Annotated in this window: 16 protein-coding genes; 7 read left to right on the plus strand and 9 right to left on the minus strand. The window is 67.2% G+C overall.

The annotated features are described in order from the left end of the window. Window positions 1-8: 8 nt before the first annotated feature. Window positions 9-1,802 (minus strand): aa3-type cytochrome oxidase subunit I, encoded by a 1,794-nt coding sequence (ctaD, locus tag LCL87_RS16100; protein ID WP_225021335.1) that lies wholly within the window; start codon window positions 1,800-1,802, stop codon window positions 9-11. Between the two features lie 210 nt (window positions 1,803-2,012). On the opposite strand from ctaD, the gene gluQRS reads away from it, so the two are divergent. The 4 genes from gluQRS (at window position 2,013) to LCL87_RS16120 (ending at window position 5,339) form a co-directional block, all read left to right on the plus strand. Next, complete coding sequence (gene gluQRS / locus LCL87_RS16105; protein ID WP_225021338.1) at window positions 2,013-2,927, plus strand: tRNA glutamyl-Q(34) synthetase GluQRS; 915 nt, start codon at window positions 2,013-2,015, stop codon at window positions 2,925-2,927. Between the two features lie 99 nt (window positions 2,928-3,026). Further along, on the plus strand, window positions 3,027-3,983 hold the full coding sequence (locus tag LCL87_RS16110) for a DUF2189 domain-containing protein (protein WP_225021340.1): 957 nt from the start codon (window positions 3,027-3,029) through the stop codon (window positions 3,981-3,983). Between the two features lie 68 nt (window positions 3,984-4,051). Beyond that, complete coding sequence (locus LCL87_RS16115; protein ID WP_225021342.1) at window positions 4,052-4,471, plus strand: DUF4282 domain-containing protein; 420 nt, start codon at window positions 4,052-4,054, stop codon at window positions 4,469-4,471. A 115-nt stretch (window positions 4,472-4,586) separates the two neighbouring features. Further along, on the plus strand, window positions 4,587-5,339 hold the full coding sequence (locus LCL87_RS16120) for a queuosine precursor transporter (protein ID WP_225021344.1): 753 nt from the start codon (window positions 4,587-4,589) through the stop codon (window positions 5,337-5,339). On the opposite strand, the gene tgt is transcribed toward LCL87_RS16120, so the two are convergent. Both tgt and LCL87_RS16130 read right to left on the minus strand, forming a co-directional pair. Then, on the minus strand, window positions 5,306-6,571 hold the full coding sequence (gene tgt / locus LCL87_RS16125) for a tRNA guanosine(34) transglycosylase Tgt (protein ID WP_225021346.1): 1,266 nt from the start codon (window positions 6,569-6,571) through the stop codon (window positions 5,306-5,308). The two genes, LCL87_RS16120 and tgt, sit on opposite strands and share 34 nt — an antisense overlap. A gap of 44 nt (window positions 6,572-6,615) precedes the next feature. Further along, on the minus strand, window positions 6,616-7,455 hold the full coding sequence (locus tag LCL87_RS16130; protein ID WP_225021348.1) for a class I SAM-dependent methyltransferase: 840 nt from the start codon (window positions 7,453-7,455) through the stop codon (window positions 6,616-6,618). A gap of 164 nt (window positions 7,456-7,619) precedes the next feature. On the opposite strand from LCL87_RS16130, the gene LCL87_RS16135 reads away from it, so the two are divergent. Next, complete coding sequence (locus LCL87_RS16135; RefSeq protein ID WP_225021350.1) at window positions 7,620-8,420, plus strand: DUF1206 domain-containing protein; 801 nt, start codon at window positions 7,620-7,622, stop codon at window positions 8,418-8,420. A gap of 200 nt (window positions 8,421-8,620) precedes the next feature. Then, window positions 8,621-9,799: an acyl-CoA dehydrogenase family protein gene (locus tag LCL87_RS16140; protein WP_225021352.1), complete on the plus strand. Its 1,179-nt coding sequence runs from the start codon at window positions 8,621-8,623 to the stop codon at window positions 9,797-9,799. A 3-nt stretch (window positions 9,800-9,802) separates the two neighbouring features. On the opposite strand, the gene LCL87_RS16145 is transcribed toward LCL87_RS16140, so the two are convergent. Next, on the minus strand, window positions 9,803-10,225 hold the full coding sequence (locus LCL87_RS16145) for a flagellar basal body L-ring protein FlgH (protein ID WP_225021584.1): 423 nt from the start codon (window positions 10,223-10,225) through the stop codon (window positions 9,803-9,805). 65 nt (window positions 10,226-10,290) lie between these two features. On the opposite strand from LCL87_RS16145, the gene LCL87_RS16150 reads away from it, so the two are divergent. Continuing rightward, the gene (locus LCL87_RS16150; protein WP_225021354.1) at window positions 10,291-10,632 is read left to right on the plus strand and encodes a YciI family protein; all 342 of its coding nucleotides are present in this window, start codon (window positions 10,291-10,293) and stop codon (window positions 10,630-10,632) included. 11 nt (window positions 10,633-10,643) lie between these two features. On the opposite strand, the gene LCL87_RS16155 is transcribed toward LCL87_RS16150, so the two are convergent. The 5 genes from LCL87_RS16155 to LCL87_RS16175 all read right to left on the minus strand — a co-directional run bounded on the left by LCL87_RS16155 (window position 10,644) and on the right by LCL87_RS16175 (window position 17,244). Next, a complete protein-coding gene (locus LCL87_RS16155) occupies window positions 10,644-11,105 on the minus strand; it encodes a PPOX class F420-dependent oxidoreductase (RefSeq protein ID WP_225021356.1) in 462 nt (153 codons plus the stop codon). A gap of 142 nt (window positions 11,106-11,247) precedes the next feature. Beyond that, on the minus strand, window positions 11,248-12,231 hold the full coding sequence (locus tag LCL87_RS16160; protein WP_225021357.1) for a DUF6414 family protein: 984 nt from the start codon (window positions 12,229-12,231) through the stop codon (window positions 11,248-11,250). Between the two features lie 189 nt (window positions 12,232-12,420). Then, window positions 12,421-13,584, minus strand: coding sequence for an acyl-CoA dehydrogenase family protein (locus LCL87_RS16165; protein WP_225021359.1), 1,164 nt, complete (start codon window positions 13,582-13,584; stop codon window positions 12,421-12,423). 1 nt (window position 13,585) lies between these two features. Next, window positions 13,586-15,484: an ABC transporter ATP-binding protein gene (locus LCL87_RS16170; RefSeq protein WP_225021586.1), complete on the minus strand. Its 1,899-nt coding sequence runs from the start codon at window positions 15,482-15,484 to the stop codon at window positions 13,586-13,588. Between the two features lie 26 nt (window positions 15,485-15,510). Next, on the minus strand, window positions 15,511-17,244 hold the full coding sequence (locus LCL87_RS16175) for an ABC transporter ATP-binding protein (RefSeq protein WP_225021361.1): 1,734 nt from the start codon (window positions 17,242-17,244) through the stop codon (window positions 15,511-15,513). Window positions 17,245-17,260 lie beyond the last annotated feature (16 nt).

Here is a 17,260-nt window from a genome sequence, read left to right on the forward strand (position 1 = left end):
CGGCGACGTCATGTGTCGCCGCTGGGTCGGCCGTGGCGCTCCTCCTCCGGTGGCGGCGTCCGGTCGGTGTCCGCCTCCCGGTCGCTGCTCTCGATGACCGCGGTCGCCTGCCGGGCCGCGTGCCCCGGACCGACGTGCGCCTCGGCCCGCAGCCGCTCCACCATGTGCGGGTAGTGCAGCTCGAATGCCGGTCGCTCCGAACGGATTCGGGGCAGCTCGGTGAAGTTGTGCCGGGGCGGCGGGCAGGTGGTGGCCCATTCCAGCGAGTTGCCGTACCCCCACGGGTCGTCGACGGTGACGACGGTGCCGTAGCGGAAACTCTTGAAGACGTTCCACAGGAACGGCAGCGTCGACGCGCCGAGGATGAACGAGCCGACGGTCGACACCGAGTTCAGCACGGTGAAGCCGTCGCTCGGCAGGTAGTCGGCGTACCGGCGCGGCATGCCCTCGGCGCCGAGCCAGTGCTGCACCAGGAACGTGGTGTGGAAGCCGATGAACGTCAACCAGAAGTGCCACTTGCCGAGCCGCTCGTCGAGCAGGCGTCCGGTCATCTTCGGGAACCAGAAGTAGATGCCCGCGTAGGTCGCGAACACGATGGTGCCGAACAGCACGTAGTGGAAGTGCGCGATCACGAAGTACGAATCGGTGACGTGCCAGTCGATCGGCGGGCTCGCCAGCAGCACCCCGGACAGACCACCGAACAGGAACGTGACGATGAAGCCGATCGAGAACAGCATGGCGGACTCGAACGTCAACTGACCGCGCCACATCGTGCCGATCCAGTTGAAGAACTTCACGCCGGTCGGCACCGCGATGAGGAACGTCATGAACGAGAAGAACGGCAGCAGCACGGCTCCCGTGGCATACATGTGGTGCGCCCACACCGCGACGGACAGCGCCGAGATCGCGATCGTCGCGTAGACGAGACCGGTGTAACCGAAGATCGGCTTGCGCGAGAACACCGGCAGGATCTCCGAGATGATGCCGAAGAACGGCAGCGCGACGATGTACACCTCGGGGTGGCCGAAGAACCAGAACAGGTGCTGCCACAGCAGGACGCCACCGGTCGCGGGGTCGTAGACGTGGGCCCCCACCACGCGGTCGGCGAACAGCCCCATCAGCGCCGACGTGAGGATCGGGAACGCCACCAGGATCAGGATGCTGGTGATGAAGATGTTCCACGTGAAGATCGGCATCCGGAACATCGTCATGCCGGGCGCGCGCAGGCAGATCACCGTGGTGATCATGTTGACCGCGCCGAGGATGGTGCCGAGGCCGCTGAGCGCGAGGCCCATGATCCACAGGTTGGCGCCCATGCCCGGCGAGTGGAGGGCATCGGTGAGAGGCGAGTACGCGGTCCAGCCGAAGTCGGCCGCACCGCCGGGGGTGATGAAGCCGGCGCTGGCGATGATGCCGCCGAACAGATACAGCCAGTAACTGAAGGCGTTGAGCCGCGGGAACGCGACGTCGGGGGCGCCGATCTGCAGCGGCAGAATGTAATTCGCGAAACCGAAGACGATGGGCGTCGCGTACAGCAGCAGCATGATCGTGCCGTGCATCGTGAACAGCTGGTTGTACTGCTCGTTCGACAGGAACTGCAGGCCCGGCAGTGCGAGTTCGGCGCGCATGAGCAGCGCCAGCAGGCCACCGAACATGAAGAACGCGAACGACGTGATCAGGTACATGATCCCGAGCACCTTGGGATCCGTCGTCGTGATCACGCGATAGATGAGTGCGCCCTTGCGGGCGAACCTCGCCGGATACGGGCGGACGGCAACAGGTTCGGATGCAACGGTGGCCACCGGTCCTCCTGACCGCACGCCACCCGATGGGGCGCGCTCCCTCGTCGAGGCGTGACCGGTCACGGTCCGCTCGACGCAACGACCTACAGGACGGCAACCGGCACAAGCTCAGCACTGTGGACGCTACGCCCCCGGACCACCGTTGGCTACGGGATTCGTCCACCTCGACCGGACGCAAAGCGACCGCCACGACCTCGATAAGCTGCAGCAATGCCGAACCAGGTCGACCCATCGACGCAAGCGGGACGATTCGCCCCCAGCCCCTCCGGCGACCTGCACCTCGGCAATCTCCGCACCGCCCTGCTGGCGTGGCTGTTTGCCCGGTCCACCGGTCGGCACTTCCTCATCCGGGTCGAGGATCTCGACCGGGTGCGGCCGGGCGCGGCGGAACGCCAACTCGCCGACCTCGCCGCACTCGGCCTCGACTGGGACGACGACGTCGAGTACCAGTCGGCGCGGCTGCCGCTCTACGACGCGGCGATCGCCCGCCTGCAGCGCGCCGGCCTGACGTACGAGTGCTTCTGCACGCGCAAGGAGATCCTGAAGGCCGCGTCGGCGCCGCACGCGCCGGCGGGCGCCTACCCGGGCACGTGCCGGGACCTGTCGGGCGAGGCGCTCGAGGAGCGGCGGGCCGGCGGGCGTCCGCCGGCGATCCGGCTGCGGGCGGGCACCGACCGGTTCACCGTCCACGACGTCCTGCACGGCGACTACACCGGCACCGTCGACGACCTGGTGCTCCGACGCGGTGACGGCATCCCGGCCTACAACCTCGCGGTCGTCGTCGACGATGCCGCCCAGGGCATCGACCAGGTGGTCCGCGGCGACGACCTGCTGTCGTCGGCGCCGCGCCAGGCATACCTCGCGGGGCTGCTCGGGTTGCCCGCGCCGACCTATGCGCACGTGCCGCTGGCACTCAACACCGAAGGCAAGCGACTCGCCAAACGGGACGGCGCGGTCACGCTCGCGGACCAAGCCGCGCTGGGGCACGACCCCCAGGAGGTACTGGGCATCCTCGCCCGATCCCTGAAGCTGGCCGAACCTGGCGAAACAGTCAGTCCCGCAATACTTCTCGATCGTTGGAATCCCGACAGAATTCCCACCGATCCGTGGGTGATCGAAGCCTGATCGTGTCCCGATAGGGCAACCGAACCAACCAGCTGCCACGTAGCGTCTCGGTCCAGACGTTCGAACACCGCCGTATGCCCCGACGAAACAGGTGCAGCCATGACCACTGGTGGACAGGGCCCGAACGACGAACCGGAGCAGGGCGACGACCGGCCGCGGCCCGGAGGTACCCCGCCGCCACCACCGCCCGGCAACTACCCGCCGCCACCGCCACCCGGCGGCTACCCACCGCCCGGCCCGCCTCCAGGCAACTACCCGCCGCCTCCCCCCGGCGGCTACCCACCCCCGCCGGGCCCGGGCGGCGGCTATCCACCTCCGCCTCCACCGGGGAACTACCCGCCACCGGGCAACTACCCGCCACCCCCGGGCGGCTACCCTCCCCCGCCCGGCTCCTATCCGCCACCCCCGCCGGCCTACGACTCCGGCTACGGTCAGTCCGGACCCGGATCGGGGCTCCGGGTGGGCGACGCCATCTCCTACGGGTGGCGCAAGTTCTCCTCCAACGCGCTGTCGTGGGTCGTGCTGATGCTGATCGCCGGTGCCATCCAGGCCCTGCTCAACTGGGCCTTCGCCAGCGGCAACAACGCCGTGTCCGTCATCGGCGGGCTGGTCTCGATCATCGTCGGCTACCTGCTCCAGGCGGCCTTCGTGACGGGAGCGCTGCAGGAGACCGACGGCACCAAGCCGTCCATCGGATCGTTCTTCCAGATCCGCAACGTGGGTGCGGTCATCGTGGCGTCCTTCCTCATCGGCGTGCTGGCCACGGTCGGACTGATCCTGTGCATCATTCCCGGCGTCATCGCGATCTTCCTGACGTTCTGGACCCTGCAGTTCGTGATCGATCAGAACCGAGACCCGATCGGCGCGATCAAGTCCAGCTACCAGGCGATCTCGTCGAACTGGGGCACGCTGCTGCTGCTCGCGCTCGCACTGTTCGGGCTGAACATCCTCGGGGCCATCCCGTTCGGCCTCGGGCTGCTCATCACGGTGCCGCTGTCGATCATCGCGTCGACCTACGCGTACCGCGTGACCGTCGGCGGACCGGTCGCGCCTTGACCGAATAAAACCAACCTGACCGTATTGTGTTCATGCTCGATACCCGACATGCCTGAACGAGGGGGAACATGAACACCGGCGATACTCACGGTCCGAACAACTCCGGCGGCGCGGCGCAGCCCGTCCCCGGCTACCCCGGTCCTCCGCCCGGACCCGGCTTCGGCGGATACGCACCGGCACCGCCGGCACCGCCGCAGGGACCGCCGCCCACCAGCTTCTTCTCTGCGCTCTTCGACTTCAACTTCAACAGCTACGTCACCCCGAAGGTCGTCAAGGTCGTCTACATCCTGATGACCGTCATCTTCGGCCTCTGGCTCCTGTTCGGAATCGCATCGGCTTTTTCCGCCTCGCTCGGGTTCGGTTTGCTGGCGCTGATCATCGGCCCCTTGCTCTTCATCGTCTGGCTCGCACTGTTCCGGATCGTGCTCGAGTTCTACGTCGCGGTGATCAAGATTTCCGAGGACGTCAAGGAACTCAAGCGTCGCTGACCGCTACGTCCGCGCCGTACTGCTCCCGTGTGATCCTCGGGAGCAGTACGGTGCAAAACGGGCGGGGACGGGGTGCGGATCGGCGTCACACCCTGTCTAATGCTTGGATTGCGCGGTGACAGAGCCCGTGCAGTCCCCGCCCCACGCGTCAGATCCGGCGTCCTTCGCCCCCGTCCACCGCGGCTATTACGCCACCCTGGTGGCCCTGTTCACGGCGACTCTGCTGATATCGAATATCTGCGCCACCAAGGGGGTGGCATTCTTCGTCGACCAGGACGTCTCGGTCGGCCCGTTCCAGGTCCTGCCGATCATCACCGACGGCGGCTTCTTCCTCTTCCCACTCGCGTACGTGGTCGGCGACGTGCTCAGCGAGGTGTACGGCTTCAAGGCCACCCGCCGCGCGATCTACATCGGTTTCGGCTCGCTGCTGATCGCGGCGCTCAGCTTCTGGATCACCCAGCAGCTGCCGTCGGCCGACTTCTACGAGAACGAGGCCGCGTTCGACGCCGTCGTCGGCGTGGTGCCGCGGCTGCTGATCGCCGGCCTGGCCGGCTACCTGGTCGGCCAGTTGCTCAACTCGGCGGTGCTGGTGCTCATCAAGGAGCGCACCCGGGAGAAGCACCTGTGGGCGCGGCTGATCGGCTCGACGGTGGTCGGCGAGTTCGCCGACACCCTGATCTTCTGCTCCATCGCCGCCGGCGCGATCGGCATCTCGACGTGGGAAGACTTCATCAACTACTTGATTGTCGGCTTCGTGTGGAAGACCCTCGTCGAGATCCTGGTGATGCCGGTGACCTACCGGGTGATCGCGTTCGTGAAGAAGCGCGAACCGGCCTATGCGCCGGTCGAGGACGGCTTGTTGCCGTAGAACCGACCCAGCATCTCCGCCTTGTACTCGTCGAAGTAGCCGCCCTCGATGCTCTCCCGGATCCGGTCCACCAGACGCACGGTGAACCGCTCGTTGTGGATGGTGCAGAGCGTCGAGGCGAGCATCTCCTTCGCCTTGAACAGGTGGTGGATGTACGCGCGCGTGTAGTTGGCGCACGTGTAGCAGTCGCACTCGTCGTCGATCGGGGTGAAGTCCCGGCGGAACCGTGCAGTGTTGATGTTGAAGCGGCCGTCCGGGTGGTAGATCGCGGCGTTGCGCGCCACCCGGGACGGGTTGACGCAGTCGAACGTGTCGGCGCCGTTCTCGATCGCGACGAACATGTCGTCGGGCTCGCTGATGCCGAGCATGTGCCGCGGCTTGTGCTCGGGCAGCTCCTCGTTGACCCAGCGCACGATGGTTCCGAGGTTCTGCTTCTCGAGCGCGCCGCCGATGCCGTAGCCGTCGAAGCCCCGGCCGCTCACACCGGTGATGGTCTCCAGACCGCGGGCGGCCTGACGACGCAGATCCTCGTACTGCGCGCCCTGCACCACGCCGAACAGCGCCTGGTACGGCCGGTGCGCGCGCTCGGCGGTGAGCTTCTCGTGCTCGGCGATGCACCGCACCGCCCAGGCCTGCGTCCGCTCGACGGACTGCTCCTGGTAGCCGCGGGTGTTGAGCAGCGTGGTCAGCTCGTCGAACGCGAACATGATGTCGGCGCCCAGCTGGTGCTGGATCTGCATCGACACCTCCGGGGTGAACCGGTGCGCCGAGCCGTCGAGGTGCGACTTGAACGTGACGCCGTCGTCGTCGACGTGCGCGAGACGCTGCTTGCCCTCGGCGATGACGTCGTCGGACTGGACGCCGACGGCCTCCATCGCGAGCACCTTCTTGAAGCCGACACCGAGCGACATCACCTGGAAGCCGCCGCTGTCGGTGAAGGTGGGGCCGTCCCAGTTCATGAACTTGCCCAGGCCACCGGCCTCGTCGACGATGTCCGATCCCGGCTGCAGGTACAGGTGGTACGCGTTGGCGAGCACGGCCTGCGTGCCGAGGTCCTTCATCGACTCCGGCAGCACCGCCTTGACGGTCGCCTTGGTGCCGACCGCGATGAACGCGGGCGTCTGGATGTCCCCGTGCGGGGTGTGGATGGTGCCGGTGCGGCCCAGCCGGTCGGGCAGGCGTGTGCCCACCGTGAAGAACGGGTCGGACGGGGTCGGCACAACATCACTCACCTGGCCATAGTGTCACAGGCCGGACACCCCTCCCCGCCTCCGGGCTACGCGCGCTCGTGCGCGGTGAGCAGCAGGTACTCCCAGTCCATCGCGAACGATCCGTCGCCGACGTCGAACTGTCGGGCCAGGTCCGCGAGGTCGCGATCGAGCGCCGCCACCTTGTCCGGATCGTCGGATATCGCCTTGTACACCGCGATCGTCGGCCCGTAGTTGGCCTTGAAGTAGTCGCGGAACGCCTCGGGGCGGTCGAAGTGGTCGACGCGGACGGTGTCGCGCTGCGCGACGACATCGGTGACCCGGTCGCCGAGCAGTTCCCGCACGTGAGCTTCGTCGCCCCAGCGCGGCGGCGGCTGCGCCCCGGGCGGGGGCGGCGGCGCGTACGGCTTCATCGCGGCGAACATCCGGCCGATGAAACCGTCCGGCGTCCAGTTGAGCAGACCGATGGTGCCACCCGGCTTGCACACCCGGACCAGCTCGTCGGCGCTCGCCTGGTGGTGCGGCGCGAACATCACTCCCACGCACGACAGCACGACGTCGAAGTCGTCGTCCGCGAAGGGCAGCGCCTCGGCGTCCGCCTCCTTCCACTCGAGGTGGGCGCCGCGCTTGGCCGCGAGTTCACGGCCCCGGTCGAACAGTTCGGGCGTGAGGTCCGACGCCACGACGTCGGCGCCGGACAGCGCGGCGGGGATCGCGGCGTTGCCGGTGCCCGCGCCGACGTCGAGCACCCGCTGACCGTCGTGCACACCCGACGCCCGGGCGAGGACCGCGCCGAGTTCGGGGATGACATCCTCCGCGACGGCCGGGTAGTCGCCCGACGCCCACACCGCCCGATGTTTGGACTTGAGCACCCGATCGGCTTCCTTGGCTACAAGTGATTCGCTCATGTTTCGAGCGTGCTCCGAGGTTCCGAGCGGAACAACCCACCCCGGGGGAACGATTTCGCCACCCACGCCCGCGTGACGTGCGGTTCCTCTCGTCCCGGGCAGGCGACGTGGCGCGGCGATACGCTTTTTCGCGTCAAGGACCACCGCAGGAACGGAGGCCTCGCGTGACACCACGCACCACGGCGGGAACCGCCAATTCGGCCCAGCATCCCGCCTTCGAGAAGATCGCCCGCATCGGCCAGGCAGCGAGCGGGGTCGTGCACCTGCTCATCGGCTACATCATCATCCGACTGGCGTTCGGCGACGGCGGAACCGCCGACCAGTCCGGCGCCCTGACGACCCTGGCCTCACAGCCGGGCGGACGCGTGGCCCTGTGGGTGGCGGCGGTGACACTGGCCGCGCTGGCCGCGTGGCGGGCGGTGGAGGCCGTCGCCGGGAAGCGATCCGACGTCGAGGAGCCGTCCGCGCTGGACCGGGTCAAGACCGTCGGTGTCGCGGTGGCCTACCTCGCACTGGCCTTCACGGCGTTCCAGTTCGCCCGCGGCGGCGGAAAGTCGAGTACCGAGCAGAACGTGAGCCTGAGTGCTCGGCTGATGCAATCCACCGGCGGCAAGGCACTTCTCGTCGCCGCCGGCTTGGTGATCATCGGCATCGGCGGCTACCACGTATACAAGGGTGGCAAGAAGAAGTTCCTCGACGACCTGCACCGCGGCGACCTGCCCCGGGTGGCCACGCCCCTCGGCGTGGTGGGCTACATCGCGAAGGGCCTCGCCATCTGCGGGGCGGGCGTCCTGGTCGTCGTCGCCACGTTCACGACCGATCCCGCCAAGGCCAGCGGGCTGGATGGCGCCGTCAAGACGCTGGGAACGGTCCCGTTCGGTCAGGTTCTCCTCGTCGCAGCCGGACTCGGGATCATCGCCTACGGCGCGTACTGCTTCGTCCTGGCGCGTTACGGGAAGATGTGAACCGCACAATCCAACCGCGAACCAACTGAAACGTGTTCCACTTTGGATAACTCGATCTTCTCGAGTTTTCCGTAGACATGGCTCATTGCCTGCAAATATTTCCCTCGGCTTCCCAGCAACCGTGCGCTTCGTAATGGTGAACACGTTCTACTATTGAGACGTTCAGCCGGATCGGGGCAAACAGAGACGAGGGATGTCACATGGCACACGTTCTGGATCGGATCGAGCAGTACGCGGACGAGATCCGCGCGGACGGCGTCGAGGGCGACAAGCTGATGCGCCTGTCCGACGCCAACGCCAAGCGTCTGAAGGAGGCCGGCGTCATCCGGATGCTGCAGCCCAAGGGCCACGGCGGCCTCGAGGCGCACCCCCGGGAGTTCGCGGAGACCGCGATGGCGATCGGCGCGATGGACGGCGCCACCGGCTGGGTCGGCGGCATCGTCGGCGTGCACTCCTGGGAGCTGGCGTTCTTCGACCCGAAGGCCCAGGACGAGGTGTGGGGTAAGGATCCCGACACCTGGATGGCGTCGCCGTACGCGCCGATGGGTGTCGCGGTACCGACCGACGGCGGGTTCATTCTCAACGGGCGCTGGTCGTTCTCGTCGGGCACCGATCACTGCCAGTGGGTGATGATCGGCGCGGCCGTCGGCGACCGGGACGGCAACCGGTTGATGCCGCCACAGATCCTGCACGTACTGCTCCCCCGCAGCGACTACGAAATCGACCACGACAGCTGGGACGTCGTCGGCCTGCGCGGCACCGGCAGCAAGGACCTCATCGTCAAGGACGCGTTCATCCCGACCCATCGCACGCTGGACGCGTCGAAGGTGTTCGACGGCACCGCGCCCAAGGAGGCCGGCCGCGGCGAGACGCTCTACAACTTCCCGTTCTCGTGCATCTTCCCGCTCGGCATCACGTCGTCGCTCATCGGCATGGCCGAGGGTGCGCTGGCATGCCACATGGCGGCGCAGCGGACCCGGATCACCGTCGCGGGCACCGCCGCCAAGGAGGATCCGCACGTACTGTTCGCGATCAGCGAGGCGGCTGCGGAGATCGCCGCGTCCCGGGCGGCGATCCTGTCCACCGTCGACCGGTTCTGGGACATGACCGAGCGCGGTGAGACGGTCAGCTTCGAGGAGCGGGCCATCGGCCGACGCACCCAGACGGCGGCCGCGTGGCGGGCCGTGCGCGCGGTGGACGAGGTCTTCGCCCGCGCCGGCGGCGGCGCGCTGCAGATGAAGACGCCGATGCAGCGGTTCTGGCGAGACGCCCACGCCGGCCTGGTGCACGCGATCCACGTGCCCGGGTCGATCTTCTACGCCTCGGCGCTCACCGAACTCGGCGGCGAACCGCAGGGCATCCACCGCGCGATGATCTGAGCCCTACGGGACCTGGAAGGTCGCGACACCCGGGGTGATCGGCCCGGGTGTCGCGGACAGGACCGCCACGGCGATCTGTCCGGGCCCGGTCTGCAGGGTTACTGCCGCAGGGATCCCGTTGAGCCCGTCCGACAGTCGAGCCGAACCCGATGCGCCCGTAGACAGATTCAGCCAGTGCACGTCGGACGAGAGCAGGCATCCCCACCCGCCCGCGTTGCCGCCGGTGATCGTCACCGCGCCGGCCAGTTCGTCGACCACGGCCGCACAGCGCACCGCGGGGGCGTCGAAGCTGCCGTTCGGATTCCCGTACGGGGCCGGAGGGATCTGGAACGGAACGGTCACCGCGGCAGAGGCGATCGCGGTCGGCGCCAGCGCGCCACCTGCCACGACGCCGGCACAAACGGCCAGTCGGCGAACGGTTTTCATCATGACAGGACCCATATCGGCAAGGATAGGCCCGATACCGCCGACGAGCAGAAGGAATGGACGCGATGACGAAGTATCTGATCTCTTTCCCGAGTGACGCCCTGGACCTTCCACCCGAGGAGCTGCAGACAGTCTCGGATGCGGCGCACGCCGTGGTGGAGGAGGCGAAGGCGGCCGGTGTCTGGGTGTTCGGTGGCGGAATCGACGAGAGCGTTCCGCCGGTCCTGGTCGACGGCGACGGCACGGTGACCGAGGGCACGTACCCACAGACGAGGCAGCTCGAGGGCGGTTACACGGTGCTCGAGGTGCCCACCCGCGAGGCGGCACTGGAATGGGCCGCGAAGTTCGCGGCCGCCTGCCGCTGCGCACAGGAGGTACGCGCGTTCGCGTACGACCCCGCCAGCTGACGGGAGCCCGCTCAGTCGCGCGCGAGGTGCGGCGGGAACCCTCCGGTCGCGATCGGACCCCACTCGTCGATCGTGATCCGGATCAGGCTCTTGCCCTGCATGCGCATCGCGTCACGGTACTCGTCCCAGTCCGGGTGTTCGCCCGAGATGCACCGGAAGTACTCGACGAGCGGCTCGAGTGCGTCGGGCATGTCGAGGACCTCGGCGGTGCCGTCGATCTGCACGTACGCGCCGTTGAAGTCGTCCGAGAGCACGCACACGCTCACGTGCGGATCGCGGCGGATGTTGGCGGCTTTGGCCCGCTGCGGGTACGTCGAGATCACGATCCGGCCCTCGGCGTCGAGACCCGACGTCACGGGCGAAATCTGCAGTCCGCCCGATTGTTTACGAGCAATGAGCACACTGCGGTGCCGTGACCTGATGAAGTCGAGCAACTGTTCGCGGGTGACGTGTTCGGCGGTGGCGACGGCCATGAGGCACTCTCCTGAGCGGTGGGTCCGGGCGCGGGTCCAGCGTATCGGCTGGCGAATCGGCGACGTCGGCAGATCTCGTCGGATGAGCGGGACTTCCGGTCGCGGGGAGAGTTCTGCGCCCCTCACCGGCCCCGACTCAGACCTACGCGTAGATCGCGATTGGCAGAACTGCGAACGATCTTCCTTCGATCACTGCGGGGAAGTGGAGGTCGATCGGCGGCGCAGTCTTGCTGTTGCGGTCGAACTGCCGCGCAAACCGATTCAGCTGTCCATCGTTGGCCCGCTCGACGCCATCGGTGATGGTCTCGAACATCCACCCAAGGAAGTCGGGGTCAATCCGACGGAGGAATTTGTTCTTCCGCAAAATGTGAACATTGTCCTCGGGCGGAGTGATCACCTTTCCGAACACAGTGAACTCGCCATCGAGGAGTCGATCAGGGTCAGCGGTAACGAAATGTTCTGCCTCGCATACGACAACACCGGTAATTCCCGCGGCAATCTCGCAGTGAAACTCGATCGTGGCATCCCGCCGGAAATCGGTATGCAGTGCCGCCGTGACAGCTCTTGCCAAATCTGACCGTGCCGTGGCCTGTTGTTCGATGTACTCCCACTGCCCTTTCAGCTTGTCGATGTCGAAAAAGTCTTCAGTCACTGCCGGACGTTTCGACCTGGACACGAATCTGGTTATCTCAGCAACCAACTCGGGGCTCGCGATGTCAAGGACAGCACTGACGGGGTCAGGACCGAAGGTGCCGGTAAACTTCACGATGTCCCCGACCCCAATATCATCATCCGCGTTCTCGACGACTGCAGTCTGGTCGCCGAGTGCATCATGCAGCCGATGCAAATGCAAGGCGATGTCGTACGACACGTCGACACGAAGCCGACGCGACCTTGCCTCACTCTCAGTTCTCGAACGGTCAGAGTTGCCACCCACATCGACCGAAACACCACCGACGAAGGGCGCTTGCGCCTTCCCGCCCAGCTGAGCCTTGCTCCCACGGCCGCGCGTTTCCCCGCGTTCGAGGCCATGCTGAAACTCTTCCTCCCCCGTCCGCGCCAGCCCCGTGTTCGTAGCCGCCTGCGTGAGACTGCCGACGAAATCCGAGTTCTGGTACACGACCACTCGGGGCACCGACGTCAGGCCGGGCGCTGCGGGCCCCGAGTCTTGCCCCTCGGGATCTCGCTTCCACGGAACCCAACTCCACCTACCCATGGGTCGAAAACTCCTTCATATTGATGTGTTTGACAGCCTTTGGCATCATTGCTAGCTCACTGGCAGAAGAAATTCGAACCGAGTCGGTAGCCGCCAGTGTCAGCGGAACGCCGCGTGCCCCGTCAGCGCCCGCCCGATCGACAGCAGATGCATCTCGCTGGTGCCCTCGTAGGTGAGCACCGACTCGAGGTTGTTGGCGTGGCGCAGCGGCGAGTATTCGAGGGTGATGCCGTTGGCGCCGAGGATGGTCCGGCACTCGCGGGCGATCGCGATAGCCTCGCGGACGTTGTTGAGCTTGCCGACGCTGATCTGGTCGGGCGTGACCTCGCCGCGATCCTTGATGCGCCCCAACTGGATCGCCAGCAGCATGCCCTTGCCGAGTTCGAGGGTCATGTCGGCCAGCTTCTCCTGCGTCAGCTGGTATCCGGCGAGCGGCCGGTCGAACACCTCGCGGGTGCCGGCGTAGGAGATCGCGGTCTCGAGACTGTCCCGGGCCGCGCCGAGCGCCCCGAACACGATGCCGAACCGGGCCTCGTTGAGGCACGACAACGGTGCGCCCAGCCCCCGCGCCTCCGGTAGCTGCGCCGACGCCGGCAGGCGGACGCCGTCGAGCACCAACTCGGACGTCACCGACGCCCGCATGGACAGCTTGCCGTGCACGGCATTGGCAGTGAATCCCGGTGTGCCGGTGGGGACGAGGAAGCCGCGCACACCGTCGTCGGTCTGCGCCCACACGGTCGCGACGTCGGCGAGGCTGCCGTTGGTGATCCACATCTTGGTGCCGTCGAGGATCCAGTCGGAGCCGTCCCGGCGGGCGCGGGTGCGCATGCCCGCGGGGTTGGAGCCGAAATCGGGTTCGGTGAGGCCGAAACAGCCGAGCGCCTCACCGGAGGCCAAGCGCGGCAGCCACTCCTGCTTCTGTTCCTCCGAGCCGAAGCGGTGGATCGAGAACATCGACAGCGAGCCCTGCACCGAGACGAAGCTGCGCAGGCCGCTGTCGCCGGCCTCGAGTTCGAGGCACGCGAGTCCGTAACTGACCGCGTTGGTGCCCGCACACCCATAGCCCTGCAGGTGCATGCCGAACAAGCCGAGACCGCCGAGTTCGCGGGCGATTTCCCGTGGCAGCGTTCCCGATTCGAACCATTCGGGCAGCTGCGGACGCAGCCGACCGTCGACGAGCCGCCGGACCGTGGCCTGGATGTCGCGTTCCTCGTCGGAGAGGAGGGCGTCGATCCCGAACAGGTCCAGCGGCTCCATCGTCATGTCAGTCCACCGCTCCCACGAATTGACTGTTGTACAGGTTGAAGTACGCCCCGCGCCGCTCGAGCAGCTCGTCGTGGCCGCCCTGCTCGACGATGTGTCCGTCCTCCATGACGACGATCAGGTCGGCGTCGCGGATCGTGGACAACCGGTGCGCGATCACGAAACTCGTCCGGTCACTGCGCAACTGCGCGGTCGCCTGCTGCACCAACAGTTCGGTGCGGGTGTCGACCGAGCTGGTGGCCTCGTCGAGGATGAGGATCGACGGCTGCGCGATGAACGCGCGGGCGATCGTGATGAGCTGCTTCTCGCCGGCGCTGACGTTGCTGCCCTCTTCGTCGATGACCGTGTCGTAGCCGTCGGGCAGCATGTGCACGAAGCGGTCGACGTAGCTCATCCGGGCGGCCTCGAGGACCTGCTCGTCGGTGGCGCTCGGGTGGCCGTACGCGATGTTGTCGCGGATCGTGCCGCCGAAGAGCCACGTGTCCTGCAGCACCATGCCGATCCGGGACCGCAGATCGTCGCGGGTCATCTGCGCGATGTCGGTGCCGTCGAGGGTGATCCGGCCGCCGTCGAGCTCGTAGAACCGCATGATGAGGTTCACCAGCGTGGTCTTTCCGGCACCTGTGGGACCGACGATCGCGACCATCTGACCCGGCTCCGCGGTGAGCGAGAGCCCCTCGATGAGCGGGGTCTCCGCGTCGTAGCCGAATCGGACGTCCTCGAACTGCACGCGGCCGCGGGCCTGCGCGGGCGTGGCCGCTGGATCGGGATCCTCCGACTCCTCCTCCTCGTCGAGGACCGCGAACACGCGCTCGGCGGACGCGATACCCGACTGCAGCAGGTTGACCATCGAACCGATCTGCGTGAGCGGCTGCGTGAACTGGCGCGAGTACTGGATGAACGCCTGCACGTCACCGAGGCTCATGGTGCCCGACGCCACCCGCATACCACCGATCACGGCGATCGCGACGTAGTTCAGGTTGCCCAGGAACATGATCGCGGGCATCACCATGCCGGAGATGAACTGCGCCTTGAACCCGGACTGGTACAGCTGCTCGTTCTTGACCTGGAACTCGGCCTGCACCTCGCGGCCGCGGCCGTACGCGGTGACGAGTTCGTGGCCGGTGAGGGACTCCTCGATCTGACCGTTGAGCTCGCCGGTGGTCTTCCACACCGCCGCGAAGTGCGGCTTGGACCGCTTCGCAATCTTGGCCGCGACGATCGCCGACAGCGGCACCGTGAGCACCGCGATCAGGGCCAGCAGCGGCGAGATGACGATCATCATCGCGAGGATGCCGATGACGCTGAGCGTCGCGATCACCAGCTGGCTCAGCGTCTGCTGCAGGCTCTGCGAGACATTGTCGATGTCGTTGGTGACACGGCTGAGCAGATCACCGCGCGACGTGGAGTCGAAGTAGCGCAGCGGAAGTCGGTTGATCTTGCGCTCGACGTCGTTGCGCAGCCGGCGCACCACGCCCTGCACGATGTTGTTGAGCAGGTACGCGGCCGCCCACGAGACGAACGCCGACCCGAGGTAGAGGGCCAGCACCAGCGCGAGCACCTGGCCGACCTCGGTGAAGTCGATGCCGACACCGGGCACGACGTCCATGCCGGACACCATGTCGGCGAACTGGTTCTGACCGGCGGCCCGCAGCCCTTCGACGGCCTGGTCCTTCGTCAGGCCCTCGGGCAGCTGCCGGCCGATGACGCCGTCGAAGATGATGTTGGTGGCATGCCCCATCAGACGCGGACCGATCACCGACAGCACGACGCTCGACACCGCGAGGATCAGGACGAACGTGACCGCTACCCGGTGCGGACCGAGCCGCCCGAGCAGACGCTTCATGGACGCGCCGAAGTTCTCCGCCTTCGCGGCGGGCGCGCCCGGGGTGCCGGGCATGGGGGGCGAGGATTGGGTCGCGGTGCTCACAGCGCCTCCTGAACCGAACGCTGGGACTCGACGATCTCGACGTACGTCGCGCACGTCTCGAGCAGCTGCTCGTGCGTGCCGATGCCGACGGTCGCACCCTCGTCGATGACGATGATCTGGTCGGCGTCGGCGATCGTCGACACCCGCTGGGCCACGATGATCACGCAGGCATCCTCGGTTTCGGGTCGCAGCGCCGCGCGCAGTCGGGCGTCGGTGGTGAGATCGAGCGCCGAGAAGGAGTCGTCGAACAGGTAGACCGACGGCCGGCGCACGAGGGCGCGGGCGATCGCCAGGCGCTGGCGCTGTCCGCCGGAGACGGTGGTGCCGCCCTGCGCGATCGGGGTCTCCAGGCCCTCGGGCATGGCGCGCACGAAGTCGGCGGCCTGCGCGATCTCGAGCGCCCGCCACAGCTCGTCGTCTGTGGCATCGGGCTTGCCGTAGCGGAGGTTGGTTGCGACGGTGCCGGAGAACAGGAACGCCTTCTGCGGTACCAGACCGATGTGGGAGCGCAGCAGCTCCGGATCGAGCTCACGGACGTCTGTGCCCGACACGGTGACCGCTCCCGACGTGACGTCGATGAGCCGCGGGATCAGGCCGAGCAACGTGGTCTTGCCGGAGCCGGTGGCGCCGATGATCGCGGTGGTCTTGCCGGGTTCGGCGGTGAAGCTGATGCCGCGCAGCACGGGCTCGTCGGCGCCGGGGTACTTGAACTCGGCGTCGCGGAGCTCGACGAGCGCGGGGCGGTCCATGACCGTGACCGGGTTCGACGGCGCCAGCACCGACGGCTCGGTGTCGAGGACCTCGGTGATGCGCTCGGCACACACCGCCGCACGGGGGGCGAGCATCGCGATCATCGACGCCATCATCACGGCCATGAGGATCTGCATGATGTAGCTGAGCATCGCGGTCAGCGAGCCGATGCCCATGCTGCCGTTGTCGATCTCGTGGCCGCCGAACCAGATCACCGCGACGCTGGTGAGGTTCGCGATCATCATCACGAGCGGGATCATCAGCGCCGTCATCCGGCCGACCCGCAGTGCGGTGTCGGTCAGGGCGCCGTTGGCCTCGTCGAAGCGTTCGGCCTCCGAGCGCTCGCGCACGAACGCCCGCACGACGCGGATGCCGGTGATCTGCTCGCGCAGAACACGGTTCACCGCGTCGATGCGCGTCTGCATGGTGCGGAACGACGGCACCAGCTTGGTGATCATCACGATCATGGTCAGCGCGAGCAGCGGAACGCTCACCGCGAGGATCCACGCCAGTCCGGCGTCCTCGCGGATCGCCATGATGATGCCGCCGACGCACATGATCGGCGCCATCACCAGGATGGTCGCGCTCAACACCACCATCATCTGCACCTGCTGCACGTCGTTGGTGCTGCGGGTGATCAGCGACGGGGCGCCGAACCGTCCGAACTCGCGGGACGAGAACGACCGGGCTCGGTGCACGATCGAGGCGCGCACGTCGCGGCCGAAGCCCATCGCCGCACGGGCACCGAAGAACACCGATCCGATGGAGCAGATGATCTGCACCAACGTCACGAGCAGCATCTTGCCGCCCGCCGACATGATGTAGCCGGTGTCGCCGGCCGCCACTCCGTTGTCGATCAGGTCGGCGTTGACGCTGGGCAGGTACAGCGCAGCGCCGGTGGCGACGAGTTGGAGGAGGATGACGCCGGCGAGGTCGCGCTTGTAGGGCCCCAGATAGGTGCCGAGGAGTCTGATCAGCATGGTTTGCGAAGGTTAC

Source organism: Prescottella equi, assembly GCF_020171745.1.
GTDB classification, from domain to species: Bacteria; Actinomycetota; Actinomycetes; order Mycobacteriales; family Mycobacteriaceae; genus Prescottella; species Prescottella equi_A.

Excerpts from the sequence above, each read along its gene's own strand:
- gluQRS (WP_225021338.1), top strand. The coding sequence starts at position 2,013 with ATGCCGAACCAGGTCGACCCATCGACGCAAGCGGGACGATTCGCCCCC.
- LCL87_RS16110 (WP_225021340.1), top strand. The coding sequence starts at position 3,027 with ATGACCACTGGTGGACAGGGCCCGAACGACGAACCGGAGCAGGGCGAC.
- LCL87_RS16115 (WP_225021342.1), top strand. The coding sequence starts at position 4,052 with ATGAACACCGGCGATACTCACGGTCCGAACAACTCCGGCGGCGCGGCG.
- LCL87_RS16130 (WP_225021348.1), bottom strand. The coding sequence starts at position 7,455 with ATGAGCGAATCACTTGTAGCCAAGGAAGCCGATCGGGTGCTCAAGTCC.
- LCL87_RS16140 (WP_225021352.1), top strand. The coding sequence starts at position 8,621 with ATGGCACACGTTCTGGATCGGATCGAGCAGTACGCGGACGAGATCCGC.
- LCL87_RS16145 (WP_225021584.1), bottom strand. The coding sequence starts at position 10,225 with ATGAAAACCGTTCGCCGACTGGCCGTTTGTGCCGGCGTCGTGGCAGGT.
- LCL87_RS16150 (WP_225021354.1), top strand. The coding sequence starts at position 10,291 with ATGACGAAGTATCTGATCTCTTTCCCGAGTGACGCCCTGGACCTTCCA.
- LCL87_RS16155 (WP_225021356.1), bottom strand. The coding sequence starts at position 11,105 with ATGGCCGTCGCCACCGCCGAACACGTCACCCGCGAACAGTTGCTCGAC.
- LCL87_RS16165 (WP_225021359.1), bottom strand. The coding sequence starts at position 13,584 with ATGACGATGGAGCCGCTGGACCTGTTCGGGATCGACGCCCTCCTCTCC.
- LCL87_RS16170 (WP_225021586.1), bottom strand. The coding sequence starts at position 15,484 with ATGCCCGGCACCCCGGGCGCGCCCGCCGCGAAGGCGGAGAACTTCGGC.
- LCL87_RS16175 (WP_225021361.1), bottom strand. The coding sequence starts at position 17,244 with ATGCTGATCAGACTCCTCGGCACCTATCTGGGGCCCTACAAGCGCGAC.